Origin of the sequence: Streptomyces sp. NPDC058335 (assembly GCF_042723915.1) — a bacterium.
Classification (GTDB): Bacteria; Actinomycetota; Actinomycetes; order Streptomycetales; family Streptomycetaceae; genus Streptomyces.
On record NZ_JBHXHX010000002.1, the window covers coordinates 245,991 to 271,612 of the forward strand.

The following is a 25,622-nucleotide window of genomic DNA, read 5'->3' on the forward strand; positions in this document are numbered from 1 at the left end:
GGCCGGGTGCCTTGTCGGTCCAGGGGTGCGGGGCTAGCCTGCCCGTAGACCTGAACTGACGGACCGTCAGAAAAAGCGGACCGTGTCGGCCCGGCGGAGGGGACCCATGACCGAACTGCCCCGCATCATCAGCGTCGACGACCACGTCATCGAGCCCGCCCACCTCTTCGAGACCTGGCTGCCGCGCAAGTACCGCGACCGCGGGCCGAAGCCGCTCACCGCCGGTATCGGTGATCTGGCCTACGTCGGCGGCAAGTACCGGATCACGATGGACCCGGACGGCCCGCCCACCGACTGGTGGATCTACGAGGACCTCAGGTTCCCGTACAAGCGCAACATCGCCGCCGTCGGCTTCGACCGTGACCAGATGACCCTGGAGGGCATCACACGCGCGGAGATGCGGCCCGGCTGCTGGGACCCGGCCGAGCGGCTGAAGGACATGGACCTCAACCACGTCGAGGGCAGCCTCTGCTTCCCGACCTTCCCGCGCTTCTGCGGGCAGACCTTCGCCGAGGCGCACGACAAGGAGGTCGCCCTCGCCTGCGTGCGCGCCTACAACGACTGGATGGTCGAGGAGTGGTGCGGCGACAGCGGCGGGCGGCTCATCCCGCTGTGCCTGATCCCGCTGTGGGACATCGGCCTCGCGGTCTCGGAGATCCGGCGCAACGCCGCCCGCGGGGTGCGCGCGGTGACCTTCTCCGAGATCCCCACCCACCTCGGCCTGCCGTCCATCCACTCCGGCTACTGGGACCCGTTCTTCGCGGTCTGCCAGGAGACCGGGACGGTCGTCAACATGCACATCGGGTCCTCGTCCCAGATGCCGGCCGCCTCCCCGGACGCCCCGCCCGCCGTCCAGGCCGCGCTCAGCTTCAACAACGCCATGGCCTCGATGATGGACTTCCTGTTCAGCGGGGTGCTGGTGAAGTTCCCGACGCTCAAGCTGGCGTATTCCGAGGGCCAGATGGGCTGGATCCCGTACGCCCTGGAACGCGCCGACGACGTCTGGGACGAGCACCGCGCCTGGGGCGGCGTCCGCGATCTCATCCCCGAGCCGCCGTCGACGTACTACTACCGGCAGATCTTCTGCTGCTTCTTCCGCGACAAGCACGGGGTGGCGTCGCTGGACGTCGTCGGGCGCGACAACGCCACCTTCGAGACCGACTACCCGCACGTCGACTCGACCTTCCCGCACACCAAGGAGGTCGCCCTCGACCACGTCAAGGGCCTCGACGACGAGACCGTCCACAAGCTGATGCGCGGCAACGCCATCCGCATGCTCGGCCTCGACCTCGACCGCTGATGGACCTCGCGGACAGCGCCGAGGAGGCCGCGTTCCGGGCCCGGCTGCGGGAGTGGCTGGGCAAGGCGCTCCCCACCCTCCCGCCGAGGCCGTCCCCCGCCGACTGGCCGGGGCGCAGGGCGTACGACCTCGGCTGGCAGCGGATGCTGTACGACGCCGGGTACGGGCACGTCCACTGGGACGCCCCGCCCGGTGTCCGGCTGGTCTTCCTGGAGGAGACGGAGAAGGCGGGCGCGCCCTACGTGGGCGCCAACTTCGTCGGACTCCTGCACGCCGGGCCGACCGTCGCCGCCGAGGGGACGGACGCCCAGCGGGCCCGCTGGCTGCCGCCGATCCTGCGCGGCGAGGAGGTCTGGTGCCAGGGCTTCAGCGAGCCCGGCGCCGGCTCCGACCTCGCGGCACTGCGCACGCGCGCGTGGCGCGACGGGGACCACTACGTGGTCAGCGGTTCCAAGATCTGGACCTCGCACGCCGAGGTCGCCGACTGGTGCGAACTGCTGGTGCGCACCGACCCGAAGGCGCCCCGGCACCGCGGGATCACCTGGCTCGCCCTGCCCATGGACGCGCCCGGCATCACCGTACGGCCGCTGCGAACCCTCGCCGGGTCCACCGAGTTCGCGGAGGTGTTCCTCGACGAGGTGAGGGTGCCGGTCGACCACCGCGTCGGGGCGGAGAACGACGGCTGGCGGGTCACGATGGTGACGCTGTCCTTCGAGCGCGGCACCGCGTTCGCGGGCGAGGTCGTCGCCTGCCGGCGGGTCCTCGGCGAACTCGCCCACGAAGCGCGGCACAACGGCCGCTGGGACGATCCCGTGCTGCGCCGCCGGCTCGGCGGGCTCAACGCCGAATTCCGCGCGCTGTGGCGGCTCACCCAGTGGAACGTGAGTGCCGCGGAGGCCTCCGGCGGAGTGCCGGGCCTGGCGGGTTCGGTTTTCAAACTGAGGTATGCGCAGGCGCGCCAGGACCTGTACGACGCCGCCGCCGACGTCCTCGGCGACGCCGCCCTCGACCTCGACCGGCCCTGGGTGCTCGACCGGCTGACCTCCCTGTCGTACACCATCGCGGCCGGGACATCGCAGATCCAGCGGAACATCGTGGGCGAACGGATCCTGGGGCTGCCGAAGGGACGATGACGTGCGTTTCCAACTGAGCGGGGATCAGCGGGCCTTGAGGGACGGGGTGCGGCAGGTGCTCGCGCGGCGCTTCGGGCCCCGGGAACTGCGGGCGGCGGCCGACCGGCCGCCCTCGCTCGACCGGGCCCTGTGGCGGGCACTCGGCGACGCCGGGTTCTTCGCGCTGCGGCTGCCGGAGTCCGAGGGCGGAGTCGGACTCGGCCTGCCCGAAGCCGTGTTGGCGTTCGAGGAGGCGGGCCGGGTGCTGCTGCCCGGCCCGCTGATCGCCACCCACCTCGCGGCCGGACGCGTCCCGGGCGCCGCGACCGGCGAGACGGTCGTGACGGCCGTCGACGGCGGCCTGGTGGAGTGGCTGACGCAGGCGGACGTGGTGGTGGGGGGCGGGGAAAGGGGGGTGGCCGGGTCGGGCGCGGTGGTGCTGCGGTCGGTGGATCCGCTGACGCCGTTGCATCGGGTCCCCGCGGCGTCTGCCGTACCCGCAGGCTCGGAAGTCGTCCCCGACCCCGTCGCCGTTCTCCTCACCGCCGCCGAGCAGCTCGGTGGAGCCACGCGCGCGTGCGAACTGGCGGTGCAACACGCTCGGACACGCGAGCAGTTCGGGCAGCCGATCGGAGGCTTCCAGGCCGTCAAGCACCTGTGCGCGGAGCTGCTGGTACGGGTGGAGGTGGCGCGGGCCGCCGTCTACGCGGCCGCCGTCACCGCCGACCCCGCCGACATCGCGGCGGCCCGGCTCCTCGCCGACGAGGCCGCCGTACGCGGCGCGCGCGACTGTCTTCAGGTGTACGGAGGGATGGGGTTCACCTGGGAGGCGGAGGTGCATCTGGTGCTGAAGCGGGCATGGGTGCGCACGCGGCGTGCGGGGGGCAGTACGGAGAGTGAGGAGCTGTTGGCGTGCGAGCTGCTGTCCGGGGCGGGCTCCGAGGGCGCCGGCCTGCGGTGATGGGCGCCGACCGCGAGGTGTGTCGATGATCGTGGCACCGCCCGATCACACAGCGTGAGATGTGGTTGTGGCCGATGCGTGACCCGTCACGGGCCGGAGTCGGGGAGTCGCTCCGGTACCTTCTGTGGGATGCGAGTGGCTACGAGCGCGAGCCGTGCCGGTGGTGCCCCCGGGGCAGTGCCGGATCCGACGGTGCGCGCCCCTGCTCGCAGGCTGGACGGGCGCGGGAGCATGGCCTGTTCGACTCCCCGCAACGAGCGTCGCACAGTATGTCGCACGCGTACTCCTTCGCGCTGGAATATGCCCGAAGCGCTTGTTGGGGTGACTGTATGTCAACCAAGCTGTCTCGTAAGGGAATCACGTTCCGTCACTCCGCCTCTGGCTGTTGTTCTGGTCATGCGGAAAATGGCTACGATCGTGGCCCTCGTCGTCATGGTGCTCGGGTGGCTTGCGTGGTTCACGTGGCGCGCGGCCATGTGTCCGCCGGTTCGGATGGTGTGAGCGGTGCAGGTGCTTCAAGTGCAGCTGGAGATCCGGCCCGACCCCGCTGAAGTGGGTCGCGCCCGGCGGTGGGCCCGTTCGCGCATCGCCGGGTCCGGGATAGAGGCCGACGAGCCACTCGCCGAGACGCTGATCCTGCTCATCTCCGAGCTGGTCACCAACGCCGTGGTGCACACCGGCTGTCCGGCCGTGCTGCGGCTCTCCCTGCCGGGCGTCGCGGCCGGGGAGGCCACCGTCCGGCTGGAGGTGGCCGACAGCAGTAACCGGGCGCCCGTGCCCCGCTGTGTGGGCGACGAGGCCACGGGTGGCCGTGGTCTCGCCCTCGTGGACGGCCTCGCGGACCGCTGGGGCTGGAGCGTCGAGGGCCCCGGTAAGCGCATCTGGTGCGAACTCGACCGCTGCGCCCGGCCCGTCGACGGCGCCGGCCACGGAGGTGCGGCGGAGCGTGGCGGTGCGGCGGAGGGCGGCGTTACGGCGGAGGGTGGGGGCGGTTCCTTCCGGTCGCCGGTCTACGAGGGGTTCGCGTACGAAGCCGTGTGACGGTGCACGGCGTACGGGGTGCCGGACGGCGCGCGGGGCACGGTGCACGGTGTACGGGTGCAGAAAGCGCTGTCGGCCTGGCCGGGGCGGGCGGCGGTGCGCCTGGATGTGCTTCCGTGCGCGCCCGTCACAAAGGGGATGTAAGTCACAAATCCCCGATCGGGTGTTGACGCCGGGTGTCCGTTTGATCACGCTTATGGTCAGCGATTCGCCGCGAGGGGACGACGAGGGTTCCGGTGACGGGGACCCCCGCCGAGTGTGGGTCGTGATTCGGCGTCGGGTCCCGCAGGGCCGGGGGGAGACCGGGGCGGGTACGCCGAGTCGGATGGTGGCGCGCGGTGCCGTGCTCGGGGCGGGCAGCGGCGCGCCGCCATCCGGCGTAGTCCATCGGGTGGTTGGCCGCCCGTGACCCCGTGGCCCCGCGGGGTGTCCGCCAGAGGGGTGACCCCGCGGGTGTCCGTCAGAGCACGGCCACCGGCGCCACCGGCGTCCCGGTCCCGCCGGCGAACGGCTCGGGCATCGCGGAGAGCAGGAACGCGTAACGCTTCTCTTGTCCACAGGCTGTGGACAACTTTTCGAGATTCCAGTTCTGGCCCTGCATCATGCCCATCTCCACCAGGTGCAGCGCGTGCACCGGCAGCCACAGATCCTCGATCTCGGGCGGGAACACCTCGAACGTCAGCGTGTCGTTGGCGACCGCCGCCACGTCGCGCGCGTGGAACCACTCCGGCGTGCGCACCGACAGCCCCGGTGACGGATGCGCGTACGCCTGCCGGTCGCCGGCCAGGTAGAGCCGCATCTGCCCGGTCCGTACGAGCACGATGTCGCCCGCCCGCACCCGCGTCCCCGCCAGTTCCTCGGCCGCCTCCAGGTCCTCCGGGGTGACCGCGTGTCCGCCGTCCAGCCGGTCGACGCCACGCGCGCGTGCCACGTCCAGGAGGACCCCGCGCGAGACGACGTACCTGGCCTTGTCGATGCCGCTGAACTCGGCGCCGCCGTGCGCGGTGACGGTGCCGGCCGGACGGCCGTTGTAGATCCGGCCCGAGTGCGAGACGTGCGGCAGCGCGTCCCAGTGGGTGGCCGCCTGGAGGCCCATCGTCACGGCGTCGTCGCTGCACGCCACCGTGCCCGGTCCGAAGATCTCCTGATTGATCTGCACCATCGTGTGCAGGGGGTTGACCCGCCCCGGGATCATCCCGGTCTGCACGCCGTCCTCGCGCAGTGGCAGCGCGAGCGGGACGCGGCGCCCGGTGCGCACCTCGGCGGCCGCGCGCCGTACGACCTCGTCGGTGATCAGGTTGAGGGTGCCGATCTCGTCGCCGGTGCCCCAGCGTCCCCAGTTGTTGACGCGCTCGGCGATGTCGTGGAACTCGACGGGCAGTGCCATTCGGTGCCTCCCCGGGGCTTGTCGCCGGGTATCCGACGGGACATAAAATCTAACGGTCCGTCAGAAACTGCGGGAAGGGGCCGGGCGTGGGGAACTTCTTGACCGGCAGGGCCGTCGCCGTCACGGGCGCCGGACGAGGGATCGGCCGGGCGGTGGCGCTCGCCGCGGCGGCCGAGGGAGCGAGCGTCGTCGTCAACGACTACGGCGTCTCCATGGACGGCGGCTCGCCCTCCAGTGAGGTCGCCGAGGCGGTCGTCAAGGAGATCGAGGCGGCCGGCGGCCGGGCCGTCGCCGTCGCCGACGACATCTCGACCATGGCGGGCGGCCAACGGGTCGTCGACACCGCCCTGTCGGCCTTCGGACGGCTCGACGGGGTCGTGTGCGTGGCCGGGATCCTGCGCGAGCGGATGCTGTTCAACATGACCGAGGACGAGTGGGACCCGGTCATCGCCACCCACCTCAAAGGTACGTTCACGGTGTTCCGGGCCGCGTCGGCGGTGATGCGCGCCCAGCGCTCGGGCACCCTCATCGGCTTCACCAGCGGCAGTCACCAGGGGTCGTACTCCCAGGCCAACTACAGCGCGGCCAAGGGCGGGATCATCTCGCTCGTGCGCAGCGCCGCACTCGGGCTGCACAAGTACGGGGTGACCGCCAACGCGGTGGCGCCCGTCGCCCGTACGCGGATGTCGGCCGGCGTACCGATGGAGCTGACGGAGATCGGGGAACCCGAGGACGTGGCCGCGCTGGTCGTCTACCTGCTGTCCGAGCGGGCCCGGGAGGCGGGGGTGACCGGACAGGTGTACACGGTGGCGGGGGCGAAGATCGCCGTGTGGGCGCAGCCACGTGAACTGCGTTCCGCCTATGCCTCCGGCGGCTGGACCCCGGAAACGATCGCGGAGCTTCTGCCCGGATCGGTGGGAGTCGATCCGATGCCGTTGCTGCCGCCGGGGTGAGGGGGCTCGGCTGTCGGTCGGGTGCGGTGGGTGGGGGCAGGTCGCGCCCACGCGGCGGAGCCGCACGGCGACGCGGCCCCGCGCCCCTTGGGTCAGATGATCTTCCCCCGATGTGAGGAGTGGCCGTGGAGTTCGGGTTCTCTGCTCTCGACGAGGCCTTTCGGGGCGAAGCCCGGGAATGGCTGGGTCTGCATGCCCCCCATGCCGTCGATCGGCGGGCCTGGGAGCGGGCTCTCGGCGCCGACGGGTGGATCGGGATCGGGTGGGAGGAGGGCGGATACGGGAATCGGGTCGCGAGTCTCACCCAGCAGGTCGTCTGGGCCGAGGAGTACGTGCGGTCGGGGGCGCCGGGGCGGTCCGGGCACATCGGGGAGAAGTTGCTGGCGCCGACGCTGCTCGCGCACGGCACGGCGGAGCAGAAGGAGCGGTTCCTGCCGCCGATCGCCGCCGGGGCCGAGTTGTGGTGCCAGGGATACAGCGAGCCCGGTGCCGGGTCGGATCTCGCGGGCGTGCGGACGCGGGCGGAGCGGGTGACGGACGGGTCGTATCGCGTCACCGGGCAGAAGATCTGGACCTCCCTCGCCCATGAGGCCGACTGGTGCTTCGTGCTGGCGCGGACCGATCCGGCGTCGGTGCGGCACCACGGGCTGAGTTTTCTGCTCGTGCCGATGGACCAGCCGGGGCGGATCGAGGTGCGGCCGATCCGGCAGCTGACCGGGACGAGCGACTTCAACGAGGTCTTCTTCGACGGGGCACGCGCGCGTGCGGAGCATCTCGTCGGCGCGGAGGGTGACGGCTGGCGGGTCGCCATGAGCCTCCTCGGCTTCGAACGCGGGGTGTCGACGCTCGCCCAGCAGATCGGGTTCGCCGAGGAGTTGGGGCGCGTGGTCCGTACGGCCGTGGAGACCGGCGCCGCCGACGACCCCGTCGTACGCGACGGGTTGGTGCGGTTGTGGGCGGAGCTGCGGACCATGCGGTGGAACGCGCTGCGGACGCTGGGGGGTTCGGCCGGGCCCGGCGCGCCCAGCGTGGCCAAGCTGCTGTGGGCGGGCTGGCACCAGCGGCTCGGAGAGCTGGCGGTGCGGGTGCGGGGCGCGGAGGCGGCCGTGGGACCGGCGCGCTGGTCGCCCTCCGCGCCGTACGAACTGGACGAGACGCAGCAACTGTTCCTGTTCTCGCGGGCCGACACGATCTACGGCGGCTCGGACCAGGTCCAGCGCACGATCATCGCCGAGCGGGTGCTCGGACTGCCCAGACAGCCCAAGGGATAGGGGACGTGATGCGGGGCGTGTTGTTCGACGGGAAACGGGCCGAGGTCGTCGACGACCTGGAGGTACGGGAGCCGGGGCCGGGGGAGGTGCTCGTGGCCGTGTCGGCGGCCGGACTGTGCCACAGCGACCTGTCGGTGATCGACGGGACGATCCCCTTCCCGGCGCCGGCCGTCCTGGGGCACGAGGGCGCGGGCGTGGTGGAGGAGGTGGGCGCGGGGGTCACGCACGTGGCGGCCGGGGACCATGTCGCGCTGTCCACGCTCGCCAACTGCGGGACGTGCGCGGAGTGCGACCGGGGGCGGCCGACGATGTGCAGGCAGGCCATCGGGCGGCCCGGCCGGCCGTTCTCGCGGGGCGGGCGGCCGGTGTACCAGTTCGCGTCCAACTCGGCGTTCGCGGAACGCACGGTCGTCAAGGCGGTCCAGGCCGTGCGCATCCCGAAGGACATCCCGCTGCCGTCCGCCGCGCTGATCGGCTGCGGGGTGCTGACCGGCGTAGGAGCGGTGCTCAACCGCGCGCGCGTGGACCGCGGGGACAGCGTCGTCGTCATCGGCACGGGCGGCATCGGGCTCAACGTGCTCCAGGGCGCGCGGATCGCGGGCGCGCTGCGGATCGTGGCCGTCGACGTGAACCCGGCGAAGGAGGCCGTGGCACGGCGGTTCGGGGCCACCGACTTCCTGACCTCCGCCGAGGGGGTGCGGGAGCTGCTGCCGACGGGCGCGGACCATGTCTTCGAATGCGTCGGCCGGGTGGAGCTGATCCGGCAGGCCGTCGACCTGCTCGACCGGCACGGCCAGGCGGTGCTCCTCGGAGTGCCGCCGGCGACCGCCGAGGCGTCCTTCCGCGTCTCCTCCCTGTTCCTGGACAAGTCGATCCTGGGCTGCCGCTACGGGGCGTCCCGGCCGCAGCGGGACGTCGCCCTGTACGCCGAGCTGTACCGCACCGGCCGCCTCCTCCTCGACGAACTCGTCACCCGGACCTACCCGGTGGAGGACTTCGCGCAGGCGACGGCGGACGCGGAGGCGGGGCGGGTGGCGCGGGGGGTGCTCACGTTCTAGAGGATCCTCCGGGGGTCGTCCGGGGGTCGTCCGGGGACCGCCCGGGATCGCCCGGGGATCGCCAGGGCGATCGGCGCTTGTGGATATCCGGGCCCTGGCCGCCGGGTATTCGGTCATGTACGCGGCCGCCGGGGCGGGTTACGCGGCGACCGGCTCCCTCGCCGGTGCGCTGCTCCCCGTGGGCGCGCCGTCCACGGCCGTCCCGGCCGGGGTGGGGGTGACCCCGGTGCTCACGGGCGTCGGCCGGTGGGGCGAGACGCGGCACGCCGCCCGTTCAGCGCGGGGTGCCGACACCGCCGTAGCTCTCGCTCCCGACGAGTCCCGTTCCGGTGGCTCCGGCACCCTCGGTGATTCTGGTTCGGAAGGTGCGGCGATAGGCCGTCGGGGTGACCCCGAGCGCCGCCTGTAGGTGCTGGCGCATCGACTGGGCGGTGCCGAAGCCGGCGTCCCGGGTGATCTGGTCGACCGAGAGGTCGGTGGACTCCAGGAGGTGCCGGGCGCGTTCGACGCGCTGCTGGGTGAGCCACTGGCCGGGGCTGACGCCGACCTCCTCGCGGAAGCGGCGGGTGAACGTCCGTACCGACATGGCCTCCTGGGCGGCCATGTCCCGCAACTGGATGGGCTCGTGGAGGCGGCCGAGCGCCCACGCGCGCGCGGCGGTGGTGCCGGACAGTTGCGGATCGGGCACGGGCCGCTCGATGTACTGCGCCTGCCCGCCGTCGCGGTGCGGCGGTACGACCGTACGGCGGGCGACCTCGTTGGCGACGGCCGTGCCGTGGTCGCGGCGCACCATGTGCAGGCACAGGTCGATGCCGGCGGCGACGCCCGCCGAGGTCAGAACGTCGCCGTCGTCGATGAAGAGGACGTCGGGGTCGACCCTGACGCTGGGGAACAGCTGCTGGAGACGGGCGGCGTCGGCCCAGTGCGTGGTTGCGGGGCGGCCGTCGAGGACTCCGGCGGCGGCCAGCACGTACACGCCGGTGCAGATGGAGGCGAGGCGGGTGCCGGGGCGGATGTGGGCGAGGGCGGCGGCGAGGTCGTCGGTCAGGACGCCCTCCTCGAAGACCGGGCCGAGTTCGTACGACGCCGGGACGATCACCGTGTCGGCGGTGGCCAGGGCCTCCGGGCCGTGCGCGACCTGGATGGCGAAGTCGGCGTCCGTCTCGACCGGGCCGGGCGGCCGGACCGAGCAGGTGACGACCTCGTACAGGTGCCTGCCCTCGGGGTCCTTGGGGCGGCCGAAGATGCGGTGCGGGATGCCCAGCTCGAAGGGGAGCAGGCCGTCGAGGGCGAGGACGACGACGCGGTGCGGGCGGAAGCCTGCGGAAGGGCTCATGGCCCGATCCTAACGAATATCGTCCTTCGGGCCACTCGCTCGGAGAGATCGCGGACCCGAAGCTCTATGACGTGACTCAGGCAGATGCGACTCAGGCGGACGTGAACCGGACAGGCGGGTCCGAGGCGGACGCGGTGGAAGCCGCCGGTGGGGCTCCCCCTGCCGGGAAGCGGCGGCCGCGGATCCACCGGGCGTGGTTCGTCGCCGCCGTCACCTTCGTCACGATCATCGGTGCGGCGGCCTTCCGCTCCCTGCCCGGCCTGCTCATCGAGCCGCTGAACGACGACTTCGGCTGGTCGCGCGGCACGATCGGCGCGGCCGTCTCGATCAACCTCGCCCTCTACGGGCTCACCGCCCCCTTCGCGGCGGCGCTGATGGACCGTTTCGGCATCCGCCGGGTGGTGGCCGTCGCGCTGACCGTGATCGCGGTCGGCTCCGGCCTGACGGTGTGGATGACGGCGGCCTGGCAACTGCTGCTGTGCTGGGGCCTGTTGGTGGGCCTCGGCTCGGGCTCGATGGCGCTCGCCTTCGCCGCGACGGTCACCAACCGCTGGTTCACCGAACGCCGCGGCCTGGTCAGCGGCATCCTCACCGCCGCATCCGCCTCCGGTCAGCTGATCTTCCTGCCGCTGCTGTCCTGGATGATCACGCGGTACGACTGGCGCCCGGCGGCGGTGACGGTCGCTCTCGCCGCCCTCGCGGTCGTGCCCTTCGTCTGGCTGCTGCTGCGTGACCATCCGGCGGACGTCGGGCAGATGCCGTACGGGGCGAAGGAGTTCGTGCCCAAGCCGCCCCCGGTGCGGGGTGCGGCGCGGCGCACGGTCGCGGTCCTGTTCTCGGCGGTGCGCACGGGCCCGTTCTGGCTGCTGGCCGGAACCTTCGCGATCTGCGGCGCCTCCACCAACGGTCTGGTCCAGACCCACTTCGTGCCGGCCGCCCACGACCACCACATGCCCGTCACGGCGGCGGCCTCCCTGCTGGCGGTGATCGGCGTGTTCGACGTGGTCGGCACGATCGCCTCCGGCTGGTTCACGGACCGCTTCGAACCGCGCCGCCTGCTGGCGGTGTACTACGCGCTCCGCGGCATCTCACTCCTCTTCCTGCCGATCCTGCTGGCCCCGACGGTCCACCCCCCGATGATCTTCTTCATCGTCTTCTACGGCCTCGACTGGGTCGCCACCGTCCCGCCCACCCTGGCCCTGTGCCGCGAGCACTACGGCGAGGACAGTGCCATCGTCTTCGGCTGGGTCCTCGCCTCGCACCAGGTCGGTGCGGCCCTGGTCGCCTTCCTCGGCGGCGTGGCCCGCGACACCTTCGGCTCCTACGACGTCGTCTGGTACGCCGCGGGGGCGCTGTGCGCGGCGGCGGCGCTGATGGCCCTGGTCATCAGGCGCGGGCCCACGGATCCGGCCGTGCCCGGTGTACCCGCCGGGCCGGTGGCGGCCTGACGGGCCGGTGGCGGCCTGACGGGCCGGTGGTGGTCCAGGAGTGGATGGGTCGCGGTGGGGTCGCCCCTGCCGGGCGCGACAGCCAAGGTGGCTGAAGGCGGAGGCTCTGTCTGTCCGCGGTGACTGAGCGCGGAGGCTGTCTATCCGCGGTCCGGGCGTGGTGTGTCGGTGCCGGTCGGGGGTGCGGCGGCCGACGTGTGGAGGATGTCGCGGGCCTGTTCGGCGGCGCGGGTGATGCTTTCGGTGACGAAGTCGAGGAAGCGGGCGACGTTTTCGAGGCGGGTCGCGGCGGGGGTGTGGGGGCCGAGGACCTTGGTGCCCTGTCGTGCGATGTCGACGATCTGGGCGGTGGAACGGGCGCTGGCGAGCATGGCCTGGTACCAGATGTCGTCGTCGACGATGTAGCGCTCGCGGCGGCCTTCGTCGCGCTCGCGGCGCACCATTGCCTGGCTCTCCAGGAACGTCACCGCCTTCGAGATGGAGGCCGGGCTGACCTGGAGGCGCTGGGCGAGTTCGGCCGCGGTGAGACTGCCGCTGTCGGTGAGGGTGAGGCAGGCCATGACCCGGGACATCATCTTGGGCATGCCCGAGGCCATCATGACGGTGGTGAACGTCTCCTCGAACGCGGCGACGGCCTCCATGTCACGTCCGTCGACCGGCGGAGGCGCCTGCGTCCCGCGGGGGGCGGCGGGCCTGCGGCGGTGGGTGCGGTGTTCGGTGGCGCGGTGGGCGAGGTCGGCGCGGTAGCTGGTGGGGCCCCCGTTGCGCATGACCTCACGCGTGACGGTCGAGGTGGGGCGGTCGAGGCCTCGGGCGATCTCGGCGTAGGCGAGGCCGTCGGCCAGTCCCGAAGCGATCTGCTGGCGTTCGGCCTGGGTGAGTCTGCCTCCCGGCATCACGGTCTCCCTCGTGCTCTGCGGTGGTCCCCGGTGCCCAGAGCATAGCGTTCACCTTCATTCTATTGCAACGATAGGTCGCTGTCGTTGCGTTAACTTCGAGGGCCGGTGCAACGATTATGGGCATGTGACCTGCTGAGATAGTGATTCGACGCAACAGGCACGTTGTTAGATCTGTGAACGCAACGTAGCGTTTCCGGTGTCAGAAACAATGAGTCGCAGGGAGAGCACGATGCAGAAGTTCGAGACCCCCGCCCCGATCGCCGCCGTCCTCGACATCCCGGCCGGACGCATCCAGTTCATCGCGGCGGACCGCGCCGACACCACCGTCGAGGTCCTGCCCACCAACCCCTCCAAGAGCCGCGACGCCAAGACCGCCGAGCAGACCACCGTCGCCTACGCCGACGGTGTCCCTGCGGATCACGGCCGCGGCCCCCGGCAGTCGGCTGACCGGCCCGTCCGGTTCTGTGGAGGTCACCGTCCAACTGCCCGCCGGCTCCCGCGTCGAGGCCAAGGCCGCGAGCGCCGAGCTTCGTGGGGTGGGACGCCTGGGCGAGGTCGTCTTCGACGGCGCCTACCGCCAGATCAAGATCGACGAGGCGGCGGGCGTCCGGCTCACCGCGATCGACGGCGACGTCGAGATCGGCCGGCTGGGCGGCCCGGCGGAGATCAGCACCGCACGCGGCGACATCCGCATCGCGGAGGCCGTACGCGGCACGGTCGTGCTGCGCACCCAGGCCGGCGACATCTCGATCGCCGCCGCCGCCGGTGTCTCGGCCGCCCTGGACGCCGGCACCGGACACGGCCGCATCAGCAACGCCCTCAAGAACGACGGCACCACCGAGCTCGACATCCGCGCCACCGTCTCCCACGGCGACATCACCGCCCGCAGCCTGTGAGACCCCCGCGGCCTCTGAGACCCCGCAGCCCGTCAGCACCCCGCAGCCTGCGAGACCCCGCAGCTTGTAGACCCCGCAGCTTGTAGAAGAGGAGTACCTTTCATGACCAGCTTGGCGATCGCGGCGAACGGGCTGCGCAAGTCCTACGGCGACAAGGTCGTGCTCGACGGCATCGACCTGGCCGTCCCCGAAGGAACGGTCTTCTCCCTGCTCGGCCCGAACGGGGCCGGCAAGACGACCGCCGTGAAGATCCTCTCCACGCTCATCACCGCGGACGCCGGTGACCTGAAGGTCGGCGGTCACGACCTGGGCGGCGATCCGCAGGCGGTGCGTGCCGCGATCGGTGTCACGGGTCAGTTCTCCGCCGTCGACGGCCTGATCACCGGCGAGGAGAACATGCTCCTCATGGCGGACCTGCACCACCTCCCCAAGAGCGAGGGGCGCAGGGTGGCCGCCGAGCTGCTGGAGCGCTTCGACCTGACCGAGGCCGCGAAGAAGCCCGCCTCCACCTACTCCGGCGGCATGAAACGCCGCCTCGATCTCGCCATGACGCTGGTGGGCGATCCGCGGATCATCTTCCTCGACGAGCCCACCACCGGCCTCGACCCTCGGTCCCGCCACAACATGTGGCAGATCATCCGCGGACTCGTCTCCGACGGCGTCACCGTCTTCCTCACCACCCAGTACCTGGAGGAGGCCGACGAACTCGCCGACCGCATCGCGGTACTGAGCGACGGCAGGATCGCCGCCGAGGGCACCGCCGACGAGCTGAAACGCCTCGTTCCCGGCGGCCACGTCCGGCTGCGCTTCGAGGACCCGCAGGCCTACGAGGCGGCCGCCACCACGCTGCGCGAGGTCACCCTCCCCCACTCCCGGCTCCGCTCGAGCGGGGGGACCCCCATCGACGAGGCCCTCACCCTGCAGATCCCCTCCGACGGCAGCCAGCGCGAACTGCGCGCCATCCTCGACTGGCTGGACGCGGCCGGCATCGAGGCCGACGAGCTGACCGTGCACACCCCCGACCTCGACGACGTCTTCTTCGCCCTCACCGGCCCGAGCAGCGTCCCCCACCAGTCCAAGGAGAACGTCCGATGAGCGCCCTCTCCCTGGCCGTCCGCGACTCGAACACCATGCTGCGCCGCAACCTCCTGCACGCCCGGCGCTACCCCTCCCTCACCCTGAACCTGCTCCTCACGCCGATCATGATGCTGCTGCTCTTCGTCTACATCTTCGGCGACGTGATGAGCGCCGGCATCGGCGGCGGCACCGCCGACCGCTCCGACTACATCGCCTACATCGTCCCCGGCATCCTCATGATGACCATCGGCAGCACCGTCATCGGCGCCGCCGTCTCCGTCTCCACCGACATGGCCGAGGGCGTCATCGCCCGCTTCCGCACCATGGCCATCCACCGCGGCTCGGTGATCATCGGGCACGTCGTCGGCAGCGTCCTGCAAGTCCTCGCCAGCCTGCTCCTGGTCGGCGCCGTCGCCGTGGCCATCGGCTTCCGCTCCACCGACGCCACCGCCCTGGAATGGCTGGCCGCGTTCGCCCTGCTCGCCCTGTTCGCCCTGGCCCTCACCTGGATCGCCGTCGGGATGGGGCTCGCCAGCCCCAACGCCGAGGCCGCCAGCAACATGGCCATGCCCCTGATCCTGCTCCCCCTCATCTCCAGCGCCTTCATCCCCGCCGACACCATGCCCGGCTGGTTCCAGCCCATCGCCGAGTACCAGCCCTTCACCCCCGCCATCGAAACCCTGCGCGGACTCCTCCTGGGCACCGAGATCGGCAACAACGGCTGGATCGCCATCGCCTGGTGCCTGGCACTCTCCGCCCTCGGCTACCTCTGGTCGACCTCCCTGTTCAACCGCGACCCCAAGTAACCGACACCCATGGCAACACGGGCCACCGCACCTCCCGCCCCAGGGCGGCGTACGTCCGACACCGCGTCGGGTACGCCGCCCTGTCGGCGTTCCTGGCCCTGACCGCGCAACCCGGCGAACCCGTGCGGGGGAAGAGTCGGAAGGACCGAAAGAACCGAAAGAACCGAAAGAACCGAAAGAACCGGAAGAACCGGAAGAACCGGAAGAACCAGAAGGACCGGAAAGGCTAGAGGAACCGCCCCCGGTGGAACAGCAGTGGCGCCTCGTCCCCGTCGGCCGCTCCCAGGGCGTTCACACGGCCTACGACGATGAGGTGGTCGCCGCCGGTGTGGACCGCGTGGATCGTGCAGTCGATCCAGGCGAGGGCGCCGGTGAGGCGGGGCGCGCCCGAGGCTGGGGCCGGGGCGTGGGCGACGCCCGCGAACTTGTCGGCGCCGCTGACGGCGAAGGCACGGCACAACTCACGCTGGTCCGCGCCGAGGACGTTGACGCAGAAGACGCCCGCGGCGGCGATCCGCGGCCAGGTCGTGGACGTACGGCCGACCATGAAGGCGACGAGGGGTGGGTCGAGGGAGAGGGACGAGAAGGACTGGCAGGCGAAGCCGGCGGGGGATTCGCCCGGGGCGGTGGCCGGTGCTGTCACAACGGTCAGCCCCGTCGCGAAGTTCCCCAGCACCCGGCGGAACTCCCCCTGATCGACCGGCGCCCGCTCGTCCTCACGGACGCAGCGCAGCTCCGGGCGTGGCAGCGGCTCGACCGGCCCTGCCCGAAGATGCCGGACGGCCGCGGCCGCCGCGCCTGCGTGTCCCATCATGTTTCCCATTGAAACTGACGGAACGTCAGATGGGAAGGGGCTCGGGGCGTGGGGGCGGCGGCGGCGCAGCTTCCGGTGGTGTTCGTGCTGTCGCGGGCCCCTGAACGCCGTCACCGGCCCCGGAACCGGGCCTCCCGCCGTTCCGCGAAGCTGGCCACGCCCTCCTGGGCGTCCGTGGTGGTCATGTTGATCTCCTGGGCGGCGGCCTCGGCGGTGAAGGCGGTGGCGCGGTCGCTGTCGAGGGAGGTGTTGACGAGGTGTTTGGTCAGGGCGAGGGCTCGGGTGGGGCCGTCGGCGAGGCGGTCGGCCCAGGCGCGGGCCGTCTTCGCCAACTCGTCGGCGGGGACGACGCGGTTGACCAGGCCGAGTCGCTCGGCGTCCGGGGCCGTGAGCGCGTCGCCGAAGAACATCAGCTCCTTCGCGCGCTGCGGGCCGAGGAGACGGGGCAGGAGGTATGCCCCGCCGCCGTCGGGGACGAGTCCGCGGCGGACGAACACCTCGATGAAACGGGCCGGTTCGGCGGCCAGGACGAGGTCGCAGGCGAGGGCGAGGTGCACGCCGAGGCCGGCCGCCGTGCCGTTCACGGCGGCGATCACCGGCTTCTCGCAGTCGAGGACGGCGGCGATCAGGCGTTGGGCGCCCAGGCGGAGGGTGCGGGCGACGTCGCCGGGGATCCGTTCGCCCGTCGCTCCGCCGCCCCGCAGGTCCGCGCCCGCGCAGAAACCGCGGCCCGTTCCGGTCAGGACGACCGCCCTCACCTCCGGGTCCGCGGAGGCTTCCGAAAAAAGTTGGATCAGACGTTCGCGCAGGTCAGGGGTGATGGCGTTGAGGGATTCGGGGCGGTTGAGGGTGAAGGTCGAGACGTGATTGTCAGTGGCGTGCCGTACCAATGACTCAACGGAATTTTCCGGCTTGTCGGTCAATGGCGATGCACGGGGGTAATCAGGCATGTTCATCTCATTCCGCTCGGTGGCGGCGGTCGCAGCAGCAGCAGCGGCGGTGTGGGCGGCACTGGCGGCATCGGCTTGCGGTCGCGGCTCAGCGGCACACCGCCAACGCGTCCAGGGCCACCGCCCCCTGCCCCCACGGCAGGACCACCAGGGGGTTGATGTCGAGTTCCGCGAGGTCGTCCCCCAGTTCCAGAGCCATGCGTTGCACTCGCAGGACGACCTCCACCAGCGCGTCCAGGTCGGCCGGTGGGCGCCCCCTGACCCCGTCCAGCAGGGCCCGCCCGCGCAGTTCGGCGAGCATGTCGCGGGCCTGCTCCTCCCCGAAGGGCGGCACGCGTACGGCCACGTCCCGCAGGACCTCCACCAGGACCCCGCCCAGTCCGACCGTGACCGTCGGCCCGAACAGCTCGTCGTGCGTGACGCCCACGACCATCTCCACGCCCCGTTCGACCATCTGGCACACCAGGACGCCGTCCAGGTCGACGCCCTCGTAGCGGGCGATGTCGGTCAGCTCGCGGTAGGCGTCGCGGACCTGGCTCGCGGAGGTGAGGCCGACCTTGACCAGGCCCAGTTCGGTCTTGTGGGCGATGCGCTCACCGGACGCCTTCATCACCACCGGGTAGCCGACCAGCCCGGCCGCCCGCACGGCCGCCGCCGCGCTGGTCACCAACTGCTCACGCGGCACCCGGATCCCGTACGCCCGCAGCAATTGCTTGGCCGCGTGCTCGCTCAGCTGCTGACCTGGGCGCATCAGCATCTTCGCCTTGCGGCTGGACGGCGACAGGGTTCGGGGAGCCTCGTCGAAGGGGGATCGGTAGGCCGCCGCGAACCGGTGGTGGCCGAGGTAGGCGCGCACGGCGGTCAGACAGTTGCCGACCGTGCGGAAGGTCGCGACGCGGGAGGAGCCGAGGAGTACGTCCCGGTACGCGGGCTCGGTGCCGACCGGCGACCCCCACACCACGCACACCAGCTTGTCCGTCCGCTCGGCCGCGTCCACCAGGTCCCGCACGAGCCGGTCGCTCAGTGGGGGGAACGGGCCGGTGATCGGGCAGATCAGGACGCCCACCTCCGGGTCGTCCAGAAGCGCGTCGATGATCTTCCGGCCGCGCTGGTCACCGACGGGATGGCCGCCGTTGTCGACCGGGTTGGCGACGTTCAGGTACTCCGGTATCCACTGGTGCAGCTCCGCCTGCCGGGCCGCGGACAGCTCGGGGAGCCGCAGCCCGGCCGCCGTCGCCAGGTCGGCGACATGCGCGCCGGTGCCGCCCGAGATCGCGTACACCACGACCCCGTCCGCGCGCGGCGGCCTGGCCCGCGCCAACAGGGCGGCCGTGTCCTGGAGTTCGTCGAGCCCGTCGACGCGGATCACGCCGTACTGGCGCATCGCCGCGTCCACCACCTCGTCCGCGCCGGTCAGCTTGCCGGTGTGGGTGGCGGCGGTGCGGGCGCCGGCCTCGGTGCGGCCGACCTTGACGGCGACGACCGGAACCCCGCGGCGGGCGGCCCGGTCGGCGGCGAGCAGAAAGGCCCGGCCGTCCTTCAGGCCCTCGACGTAACAGGCGATGGCGCCGACCTCGGGGCGTTCGGCGAAGTAGGAGAGGAAGTCGGCGGTCTCCAGGTCGGCCTCGTTGCCGGTCGGCGCCCAGTGGGAGAGGCGGATGCCGAGTTCCTGGAGGGCGAACACCGGGCGGCCCTGATGGCCGGACTGGGTGATCAGCGCGATCGCGGGCCCTTCGAGATCGTCCCGGAAGTGCTCGAAGGCGTTGAGGTTGGTGTTGGGCCCCAGCAGCCGTATCCCCGAGCGGGCCACGGCCGCCGCGAGCCGTTCCTGGGCCGCCGCGCCCTGGGCGCCGGTCTCCGCGAAACCGGAGGCGAAGACGACGGCGAACTTCACCTTCGCCTCGGCGAGTTGCTCGATCACCGGCAGTGGGTCGGCGACCAGCAGCACCGCCAGGTCGACCTGCTCGGGCAGGTCGGCGACGGACGGGCAGCAGGGGATGCCGAAGACGGCGGTGCGGGTGGGATGCACCGGGTGCAGCCGCGCCCCCACCCGCTCGGCCCATCCCACCAGTTGGCGTGTGACACCGGTGTTCGGGCGTCCTTCGGCGTCCGAGGCGCCGATCACCGCGACCGATCCGGGCCGGAAGAACCGGTCCAGATCGGGGACCTCGGCATACAGCGGGCGCCCGCTGACGTCCCGGTCCTCCGCATCGGCGGGCCGGCCGTGGACGGCGGGCCCGGGTCGCTCGTCGCACGCGAGAACCCGGGCCCGGCGGGAGTCGGTGGTGAGGGTGCCGTGGGTTGATCCAAGCATCGGTCCGCCCCGCTCCTCTGTGACTGACTGGTAACTGACGCTCTGTCAGATTACCGAACTGACGGGATGTCAGGAATGGGCGTGCACGGAGGATGTGCGGCAGAGGCGGAGTTGGGCGAGCAGGAGCGGAGGGGCGGGGTCGGGCGATGTCCGGCGGGCAGGGCCGGTGACTACAGAGCCGCCAGCACCTCCTTCGCCGCCCGCTCGCCCGAGCGCACGGCGCCGTCCATGAAGCCCATCCAGTGGACGGAGGTCTCGGTGCCGGCCCAGTGGATGCCGCCCACGGGCTGGCGCAGGGCCGGACCGTACTGGGTGAGGACGCCGGGCGCGGCGATGGAGACGGGGCCGCCGCGGGTGTAGGCCTCGTTGTTCCAGCGCTGGAGGACGAAGGAGGTGGGGGTCTTGGCCCGGTCGCCGAAGTAGGTGGCGAAGTCCGTGAGGACGGCCGCCTTCACGGTGTCGGCCGGGGCCGCGTCCAGTGCGCGCATCTTGTCGGCCTCGATGAAGCCCATCAGCGCGCCGTAGGAGGCGTCGGGCGGGGAGTTGTCGAAGGTGGAGCTGACCGCGCCGGTGTCGCTGACGACCTGGCCGTTGAGGCCGTCGGCCCGCCAGAAGGGGGTGTCGTAGAGCGCGATCGCCTTGCCGACGGAGGCCATCGGCAGGCGTTGGGTGAGCTGGTCGCGGCCGGCCGGGAGGAGGGGATCGTAGGAGATGCGGGCCGCGAGCGGCGGGGGTACGGCGACCACGACCCGCTTGGCGGTGACGGTGACGCCGTCGGCCGTCACGACGTACGAGCTGCCGGACCGGGTGATCGTGCGCACCGGGGCGTTCAGGACGACGCGGTCGCCGAGCGTGGCGGCAAGCTTGATCGGCACCAGTTGGGAGCCGCCGACGAAGCGCAGTTCCTGGGCGCCGTTCGCGGTCTCGGTGAGGCGTTCCAGGGTGCCGGGGGTCTGCTCGTTGCCGGCGGCGGCGATGTAGAAGAGGACGAACAGGAGGGAGAGTTCGCGGGGCTCGGCGGAGAAGATGGAGGTGCAGGCCACGTCGAGGAGGAACTTGGCCGACGGGATCACGGCGTTGGCCCGCAGCCAGGACTCGAAGGTCTGCCGGTCCCACTCGGCGGCCTTGGCGGCGGTCCAGGGGGCGTCGACCGGGACCTGCTTGGCCATGTCGTTCAGCGAGGCCTGCACGATCGCCGCGTTGGCGAGCCCGGCCGCGTCGACCGGCGGGACCGCGCCGAACAGGCCGTCGGTGGCGTACGCGGTCTTCTTGCCGTCCTTGTAGAGCAGGTTCTTGCCGGTGTTGTAGGTGGCGAAGGTCGCCACGCCCAGGGAGTCGGCGAGCGCCTTGATGCGGTCCTGGGTCGGGCCGATGAACTCGCCGCCGCCCTCGGTGACCCCGCCGTTCGGGAGGGTCAGGCCGAGCACCCGGCCGCCGACCCGGTCCCGGGCCTCCAGGACGGCCACCGTCCGCCCGGCCGCCACGAGATCGCGCGCCGCGGTGAGTCCGGCGAGGCCGCCGCCGACGATCACCACGTCCACGGTCCGCGAGGCCGCGGCGGCCGCCGCGGAGGCGTTCCCCGTGGCGGTCGCGGTCAGGGTGCCGGCCCCGGCGATGGCGGCGGTGCCGCCGAGCAGGGAGCGGCGGGAGAGGGGGAGCTGTCTGCCACGTGCCACGTGCGTCCTCCGTCGTGCTTCGAGCGCTTCGAGAGCGAGAGGGGTGGATGGGAGTGGGCGAACCCAAAAGGTGAACAGGGCTCACATTCTGGGGGTGAGCGGGGGCACGGGACAACGCTCTGGGCGCGGTGACGTGAGCAACTGAGGGCGGATCGGGGGCTGTTGAAGCGCAGGTTCCGCTCAGAAACGACGCAAAGGGGTTGTATCGGCCGGGGGCGCTGTCGTGATCGCCTCACCTGGGGGAGGAGTCCCTCGGCGCCCTCGGCTCCGGAGACTTGTCTTGCGTGCGTTCGGACTTCCGGTGGTGCTGCTTCCGGTGGCTGTCCGCCTTCTGGCGGTGACCGGCTGCTCGGCGGACGACGCGGGGCCTGGCCGCCCGGCGCGGTCGGGCCACCCTTCCGTACCCCCTTGGTCTCGCCCCGCCGATCCCGCGCAGCCGCCCGCCGAACCCCCCGTCGGCCGGCCGTCCGAGCTGGACGGCCCGGAGACCCTCGCCGTCCGCCAGGGGGTGACGCAGGGCAGGCGCAGTGTCGGGTTCGGGGAGGGGATGAAGGGGGACGCGCTGACCGTCGCTGTGCGGTGTCAGGGCGAGGGGACCGTCGAGGTCACCGTGCGACCGGCGGCGGTGTCGTTCCCGCTGGCCTGCCGGGCCGGCCAGGTGACGACCGCCAAGAAGCACCAGTTCGACGTCTCGGGCGTGGAGAGCGAGGGCACGGTCACCGTCGAGGCGCCCACCGCCGTGCGCTGGCCCATGACGGTCGGACGCAGCCCGGCAGCGGAGCCGGAGCCGGAGGCGGAGGGCGGAGGGCGGAGGCGGAGGGCGGAGGGCGGAGGCGGAGGGCGGAGGGCGGAGGCGGAGGGCGGAGGCGGGACCGGGGCTGTAGTCGGCGGTGCCGCTCCGCTCCCTCAGCCCCGCCCCGCTCCCTCAGCCCCGCCCCAGCTCCCGGCGTACCGCCTTGGCGATGCGTTCCGCGTCGATCGACAGTTCGCGGAGAGTGCCGCTGATGGGGGTGGTGAAGCCGGTGAAGTAGAGGCCGGGGGCGGCGGCCGGGGCGTGGGCCCCGTGGGCGGTCGGTCTGCCGCGGGGATCGAGGACGTCGAGGTGGCCGACCAGGTCTTCCAGGGCACGGACGTAGCCGGTGGCGGCGATCACGGCGTCGGGCTGGACGCGCGTGCCGTCGGCGAGGACGACCTTGCCGTCCTCGAAGCCGTCCACGGCGGCCACGATCTCGACCTTCCCCTTGCGTACGGCGTCGATCAGGCCGACGTCCTGCACCGGGATCGCCCCTTCGTGGACGCGGGTGTAGAGCCCGGTGTCGGGGCGCGGCAGCCCCTGCGCCGACAGGTCCGGCAGGCTCATCTTGGCCAGCACCCGGGAGATCCGGTCGACGAGGCCGACGGGCAGCCGCCGTACGAGGATGCCGCTGTACTGGGCGGGCCAGCCGGCGGTGGTGCGGCGCACGATGTGCGGGACGGTGCGCACGGCCAGCCGTACCCGCCCGGCGCCGCTCTCCACGAGGTCGACGGCGATCTCGGCACCGGTGTTGCCGACGCCGACGACGAGGACGTCCCGACCGGCGTAGGGGGCGCCGTTGCGGTAGGCGGAGGCGTGGGTCAGTTCGCCGGTGAAGGTGTCGCGGCCGGGCCAGTCCGGCAGGGCCGGGGTGTGGTTGTAGCCGGTGGCGACGACGACCGCCGCGCCGGTCAGCTCGCGTCCGCCGGAGGCGTGCAGCAGCCAGCCGGTGCCGTCGGGGGTGCGTTCGACACGGGAGACCTCGACGCCGGTGACGACCTCCAGCTCGTGGTGCTCGGCGTACTTCTCCAGGTACCGCACCACGTCGTCGCGGGCCACCCACCGTCCGAAACGGCGGGGCATCGGCAGGCCGGGCAGGGCCGAGCGGCGCCGGGTGGTGTGCAGGTGCAGCCGGTCGTAGTGACGCCGCCAGGACGCGCCGACGCGGTCGGACTTCTCCACCACGACGGCACGTATCCCCTGGGCACGCAGCGCGTACGCGGTGGCGAGGCCGCCGGGGCCGCCGCCGATGACGTAGACCGGCCGGTCGGCCGGGATCGCAGCGGTGATCGCGGAGGGGTCGGGCGTCGGTGCGGAGTCTTCCATGAGCGCGAGCGTAATCACGCAGGACATTGATGGGTCTCGGTCAAGACCGGAATTGGTTGCGGATCGATCACGCGTGTACGGGTGGCGTGTGCGTTTGGTGACGTAGGTCACCTGGCTGTGAACGGCAAGGCGCGGCAAGGCGCGGCAAGGCACGGCACGGCAAGGCACGGGGCTCGGTCGCCTGGTCGTGGTCGTGCTCGTGGACGCGGCCGTGGATGTGGACGGGGTCGTGGATGTGCCGCGACGCCGGGCCCAGGTGCGCGTGGGTCCGGCGTCGCGGGAGGCGGCGTCGATTCTTATGACGGGAAACGGACGCCGCCGCTCAGGGGGTGGCCCGGTGCAGAGGCCACCGGAAGGCCATCGGAAGGCCACCGGAAGGCCAGCGGAAGGCCACCGGCGCGGGGCTACTTGGCGGCCTTGTGCCCCGTCACCTTGGCGATCCACCGGATGAAGTCGCCCGGGTCGGTGTTGGCGCCGTGGCCCTGGTCCCAGTAGTAGAGGTGGCTCACGTCGTCGCCGAGGCCGTGCGCGGCGGCGGCGAGGTTGGCGGAGACCGTCAGCGACGTGTCGGAGTCCTTGGCACCCAGCCGGATCCACCAGTGCTTGCTGCGACCGGGGTTGGGCTTGTCGACCAGGTGGTACATCGGGTTCATCAGCCGCAGCAGGTCGGGGATGTCACCGTCGAGCCGCTTGTTCGTGAGGCCGGTCGTGTCGTTCTTCTGGCCGTACGCCGTGAAGTGCCGGGCGAGCGTGGTGCCCGTGCCGAACTCGTTGTTCTCGCCCGTCGACAGGTCGAAGGCGTCGAACGCCGGGACGTTCTTCTTGCGGGCACCGACGTGGGTGAGGAAGTCGGCCCAGGAGAAGGAGGCCTTGCCGTTCTTCCAGGTGATGAACGTGTTGGCGGCGAGGTAGGTCGCCCGCGCCGAGTCCGACAGGGCGGTGAGGAAGGTGGTGGCCGACGGCTCCAGGTACTGCTTGACCAGGTACTCGTCGTAGTTGCGCGCGGTGAGCGTGCCGAAGCCGCTCAGCCCCTTGAGCTTCAGGGAGGCCTGGTACTCGGCGAACTGCGCCCGCAACTCCTTCGACACGCTCTGGTCGACGACCGCACCGGCGGAGGTGGCGTTGGCGCCCCAGTTCCACTCGTAGGAGCCGTCGGCGTGCTCCAGGTCGGTGATCGGGCACCAGGCGCCGGTCGCGAAGATCGCGTCGGAGGCGTCGGCCGCGCCGATCTCCTTGAGGTACGTGGCGTAGTCCGGGCTGTCGCCGGACGCGCCGAGCAGCGAGGACAGGGCGCCGCCCGCGCTGGTGCCGGCGGAGACGATCCGGTCGGTGTCGCCGGGGATGCGGCCCTTGTTGGCGCGTACGTACCGGACGGCGGCCTTGAGGTCGACGATCGCGGCGGGGGCGACGCCGTAGTACTCGCCGGCGGAGTTCTTGAGGGTACGGCCGCGGGCGCCGGGCTCGACGACGACGTACCCGGCGGCCAGGGCCAGCAACTGGTTGGTGCTGAGGGCGCCGCCGGTGGCGTTGGTGTCGCCGGTCGCGTTGGAGGCGGAGGCGGAGGGGCTGGGCGCGCCGCCGCCACCGCCCGTGGGGCCGCCGGAGCCGCCGCCGATCCCCGTCGCGTCCGCGACCGAGGACGGCATGTAGCCGCCGACGGAGTTCGCGAACAGGATCGGCGCGTTCGAGGCGTCCACCGCGGTGCCGTCGATCTTCACCGGGACGCTGACGTTGAGGCTCTGGTACTTCTCGTCCACCGGCTTGGCGACGTAGGTGATCGCCTTCCAGAAGTGGTAGGTCACCGAGTGCTCGGTGCCGGCCGTGTCCGTGACGGTGGTCGTCAGCTCGGTGTGGGCGTCCGGGTCGAAGGCCAGGGAGCCGAGGGTGTCCGAGGCGGACGTGGACGAGGTGTCGCTCGACGAGGCCTGGGCGCTGAGGGCGAGGCCGCCCACCGCCGCGGCGCCGGCGGTGGCCCCGATACCCATGACGACCGACCTGCGCTTGACTGCCCTGTGCTTCACGGTTCGACTCCCTCGATGCGGGTGGCTTGCGTCAGCGAACGTATCCAGGTTGACGACAAAATTGCCAACAATCCGTGGGACTTCATGGGGGATGCACAGATTCGCGGCGCGGGCACAGCTCTTTCTCATCGGACGGTCAGTGGAGGGCTGCTCGTGGCCTTCCCGGTCCGCTGGATCTGACGT

Annotated in this window: 20 protein-coding genes and 1 pseudogene; 11 read left to right on the top strand and 10 right to left on the bottom strand. The window is 71.9% G+C overall.

All coding sequences use genetic code 11. The features are described 5' to 3' along the window. Positions 1-106 precede the first annotated feature (106 nt). From ACFWJX_RS04250 to ACFWJX_RS04265, 4 genes are all read left to right on the top strand, one after another. Positions 107-1,300: an amidohydrolase family protein gene (locus ACFWJX_RS04250; RefSeq protein ID WP_383236563.1), complete on the top strand. Its 1,194-nt coding sequence runs from the start codon at positions 107-109 to the stop codon at positions 1,298-1,300. Beyond that, on the top strand, positions 1,300-2,433 hold the full coding sequence (locus tag ACFWJX_RS04255; protein ID WP_383236564.1) for an acyl-CoA dehydrogenase family protein: 1,134 nt from the start codon (positions 1,300-1,302) through the stop codon (positions 2,431-2,433). Before ACFWJX_RS04250 ends, ACFWJX_RS04255 begins: the two co-directional genes overlap by 1 nt. Position 2,434: 1 nt before the next feature. Further along, on the top strand, positions 2,435-3,373 hold the full coding sequence (locus ACFWJX_RS04260) for an acyl-CoA dehydrogenase family protein (protein WP_383236566.1): 939 nt from the start codon (positions 2,435-2,437) through the stop codon (positions 3,371-3,373). Between the two features lie 519 nt (positions 3,374-3,892). Further along, a complete protein-coding gene (locus tag ACFWJX_RS04265) occupies positions 3,893-4,414 on the top strand; it encodes an ATP-binding protein (RefSeq protein WP_383237347.1) in 522 nt (173 codons plus the stop codon). 460 nt (positions 4,415-4,874) lie between these two features. Here ACFWJX_RS04265 and ACFWJX_RS04270 read toward each other — a convergent pair whose 3' ends face one another. Next, on the bottom strand, positions 4,875-5,801 hold the full coding sequence (locus ACFWJX_RS04270; RefSeq protein ID WP_383236568.1) for a cyclase family protein: 927 nt from the start codon (positions 5,799-5,801) through the stop codon (positions 4,875-4,877). 86 nt (positions 5,802-5,887) lie between these two features. On the opposite strand from ACFWJX_RS04270, the gene ACFWJX_RS04275 reads away from it, so the two are divergent. From ACFWJX_RS04275 to ACFWJX_RS04285, 3 genes are all read left to right on the top strand, one after another. Continuing rightward, a complete protein-coding gene (locus ACFWJX_RS04275; protein ID WP_383236570.1) occupies positions 5,888-6,754 on the top strand; it encodes an SDR family oxidoreductase in 867 nt (288 codons plus the stop codon). Positions 6,755-6,879: 125 nt separating this feature from the next. Continuing rightward, on the top strand, positions 6,880-8,025 hold the full coding sequence (locus tag ACFWJX_RS04280; protein ID WP_383236573.1) for an acyl-CoA dehydrogenase family protein: 1,146 nt from the start codon (positions 6,880-6,882) through the stop codon (positions 8,023-8,025). Positions 8,026-8,033: 8 nt separating this feature from the next. Further along, on the top strand, positions 8,034-9,083 hold the full coding sequence (locus ACFWJX_RS04285; RefSeq protein ID WP_383236576.1) for a Zn-dependent alcohol dehydrogenase: 1,050 nt from the start codon (positions 8,034-8,036) through the stop codon (positions 9,081-9,083). Between the two features lie 274 nt (positions 9,084-9,357). On the opposite strand, the gene ACFWJX_RS04290 is transcribed toward ACFWJX_RS04285, so the two are convergent. Beyond that, positions 9,358-10,419: a GlxA family transcriptional regulator gene (locus tag ACFWJX_RS04290; RefSeq protein WP_383236579.1), complete on the bottom strand. Its 1,062-nt coding sequence runs from the start codon at positions 10,417-10,419 to the stop codon at positions 9,358-9,360. A gap of 134 nt (positions 10,420-10,553) precedes the next feature. Here ACFWJX_RS04290 and ACFWJX_RS04295 point away from each other — a divergent pair, with 134 nt between their 5' ends. Continuing rightward, on the top strand, positions 10,554-11,867 hold the full coding sequence (locus ACFWJX_RS04295; protein WP_383237350.1) for an MFS transporter: 1,314 nt from the start codon (positions 10,554-10,556) through the stop codon (positions 11,865-11,867). A 140-nt stretch (positions 11,868-12,007) separates the two neighbouring features. Here ACFWJX_RS04295 and ACFWJX_RS04300 read toward each other — a convergent pair whose 3' ends face one another. Beyond that, positions 12,008-12,763 carry a helix-turn-helix domain-containing protein gene (locus tag ACFWJX_RS04300; protein ID WP_383236582.1) on the bottom strand — a complete coding sequence of 252 codons (756 nt, stop codon included), beginning with the start codon at positions 12,761-12,763 and terminating at the stop codon, positions 12,008-12,010. Between the two features lie 232 nt (positions 12,764-12,995). Here ACFWJX_RS04300 and ACFWJX_RS04305 point away from each other — a divergent pair. From ACFWJX_RS04305 to ACFWJX_RS04315, 3 genes and pseudogenes are all read left to right on the top strand, one after another. Then, positions 12,996-13,662 (top strand): annotated as a pseudogene (locus ACFWJX_RS04305) (DUF4097 family beta strand repeat-containing protein). Between the two features lie 102 nt (positions 13,663-13,764). Next, positions 13,765-14,757, top strand: a complete 993-nt coding sequence (locus tag ACFWJX_RS04310) for an ATP-binding cassette domain-containing protein (RefSeq protein ID WP_383236585.1) — start codon at positions 13,765-13,767, stop codon at positions 14,755-14,757. Then, on the top strand, positions 14,754-15,545 hold the full coding sequence (locus ACFWJX_RS04315) for an ABC transporter permease (RefSeq protein ID WP_383236588.1): 792 nt from the start codon (positions 14,754-14,756) through the stop codon (positions 15,543-15,545). Before ACFWJX_RS04310 ends, ACFWJX_RS04315 begins: the two co-directional genes overlap by 4 nt. 226 nt (positions 15,546-15,771) lie before the next feature. Here the strand turns inward: ACFWJX_RS04315 and ACFWJX_RS04320 are convergent, their stop codons facing one another. The 7 genes from ACFWJX_RS04320 to ACFWJX_RS04350 all read right to left on the bottom strand — a co-directional run bounded on the left by ACFWJX_RS04320 (position 15,772) and on the right by ACFWJX_RS04350 (position 25,403). After that, the gene (locus ACFWJX_RS04320) at positions 15,772-16,356 is read right to left on the bottom strand and encodes a flavin reductase family protein (RefSeq protein ID WP_383237353.1); all 585 of its coding nucleotides are present in this window, start codon (positions 16,354-16,356) and stop codon (positions 15,772-15,774) included. Between the two features lie 113 nt (positions 16,357-16,469). Beyond that, a complete protein-coding gene (locus tag ACFWJX_RS04325; protein WP_383236591.1) occupies positions 16,470-17,309 on the bottom strand; it encodes an enoyl-CoA hydratase/isomerase family protein in 840 nt (279 codons plus the stop codon). A gap of 88 nt (positions 17,310-17,397) precedes the next feature. Beyond that, positions 17,398-19,623, bottom strand: coding sequence for an acetate--CoA ligase family protein (locus tag ACFWJX_RS04330; protein WP_383236593.1), 2,226 nt, complete (start codon positions 19,621-19,623; stop codon positions 17,398-17,400). Between the two features lie 170 nt (positions 19,624-19,793). Next, the gene (locus tag ACFWJX_RS04335) at positions 19,794-21,299 is read right to left on the bottom strand and encodes a flavin monoamine oxidase family protein (protein ID WP_383236596.1); all 1,506 of its coding nucleotides are present in this window, start codon (positions 21,297-21,299) and stop codon (positions 19,794-19,796) included. A gap of 582 nt (positions 21,300-21,881) precedes the next feature. Continuing rightward, on the bottom strand, positions 21,882-22,052 hold the full coding sequence (locus tag ACFWJX_RS04340; protein WP_383236599.1) for a hypothetical protein: 171 nt from the start codon (positions 22,050-22,052) through the stop codon (positions 21,882-21,884). A gap of 172 nt (positions 22,053-22,224) precedes the next feature. Further along, positions 22,225-23,418 carry a flavin-containing monooxygenase gene (locus ACFWJX_RS04345; RefSeq protein WP_383236602.1) on the bottom strand — a complete coding sequence of 398 codons (1,194 nt, stop codon included), beginning with the start codon at positions 23,416-23,418 and terminating at the stop codon, positions 22,225-22,227. A 404-nt stretch (positions 23,419-23,822) separates the two neighbouring features. Next, positions 23,823-25,403 carry a subtype B tannase gene (locus ACFWJX_RS04350; protein ID WP_383237356.1) on the bottom strand — a complete coding sequence of 527 codons (1,581 nt, stop codon included), beginning with the start codon at positions 25,401-25,403 and terminating at the stop codon, positions 23,823-23,825. Positions 25,404-25,622 lie beyond the last annotated feature (219 nt).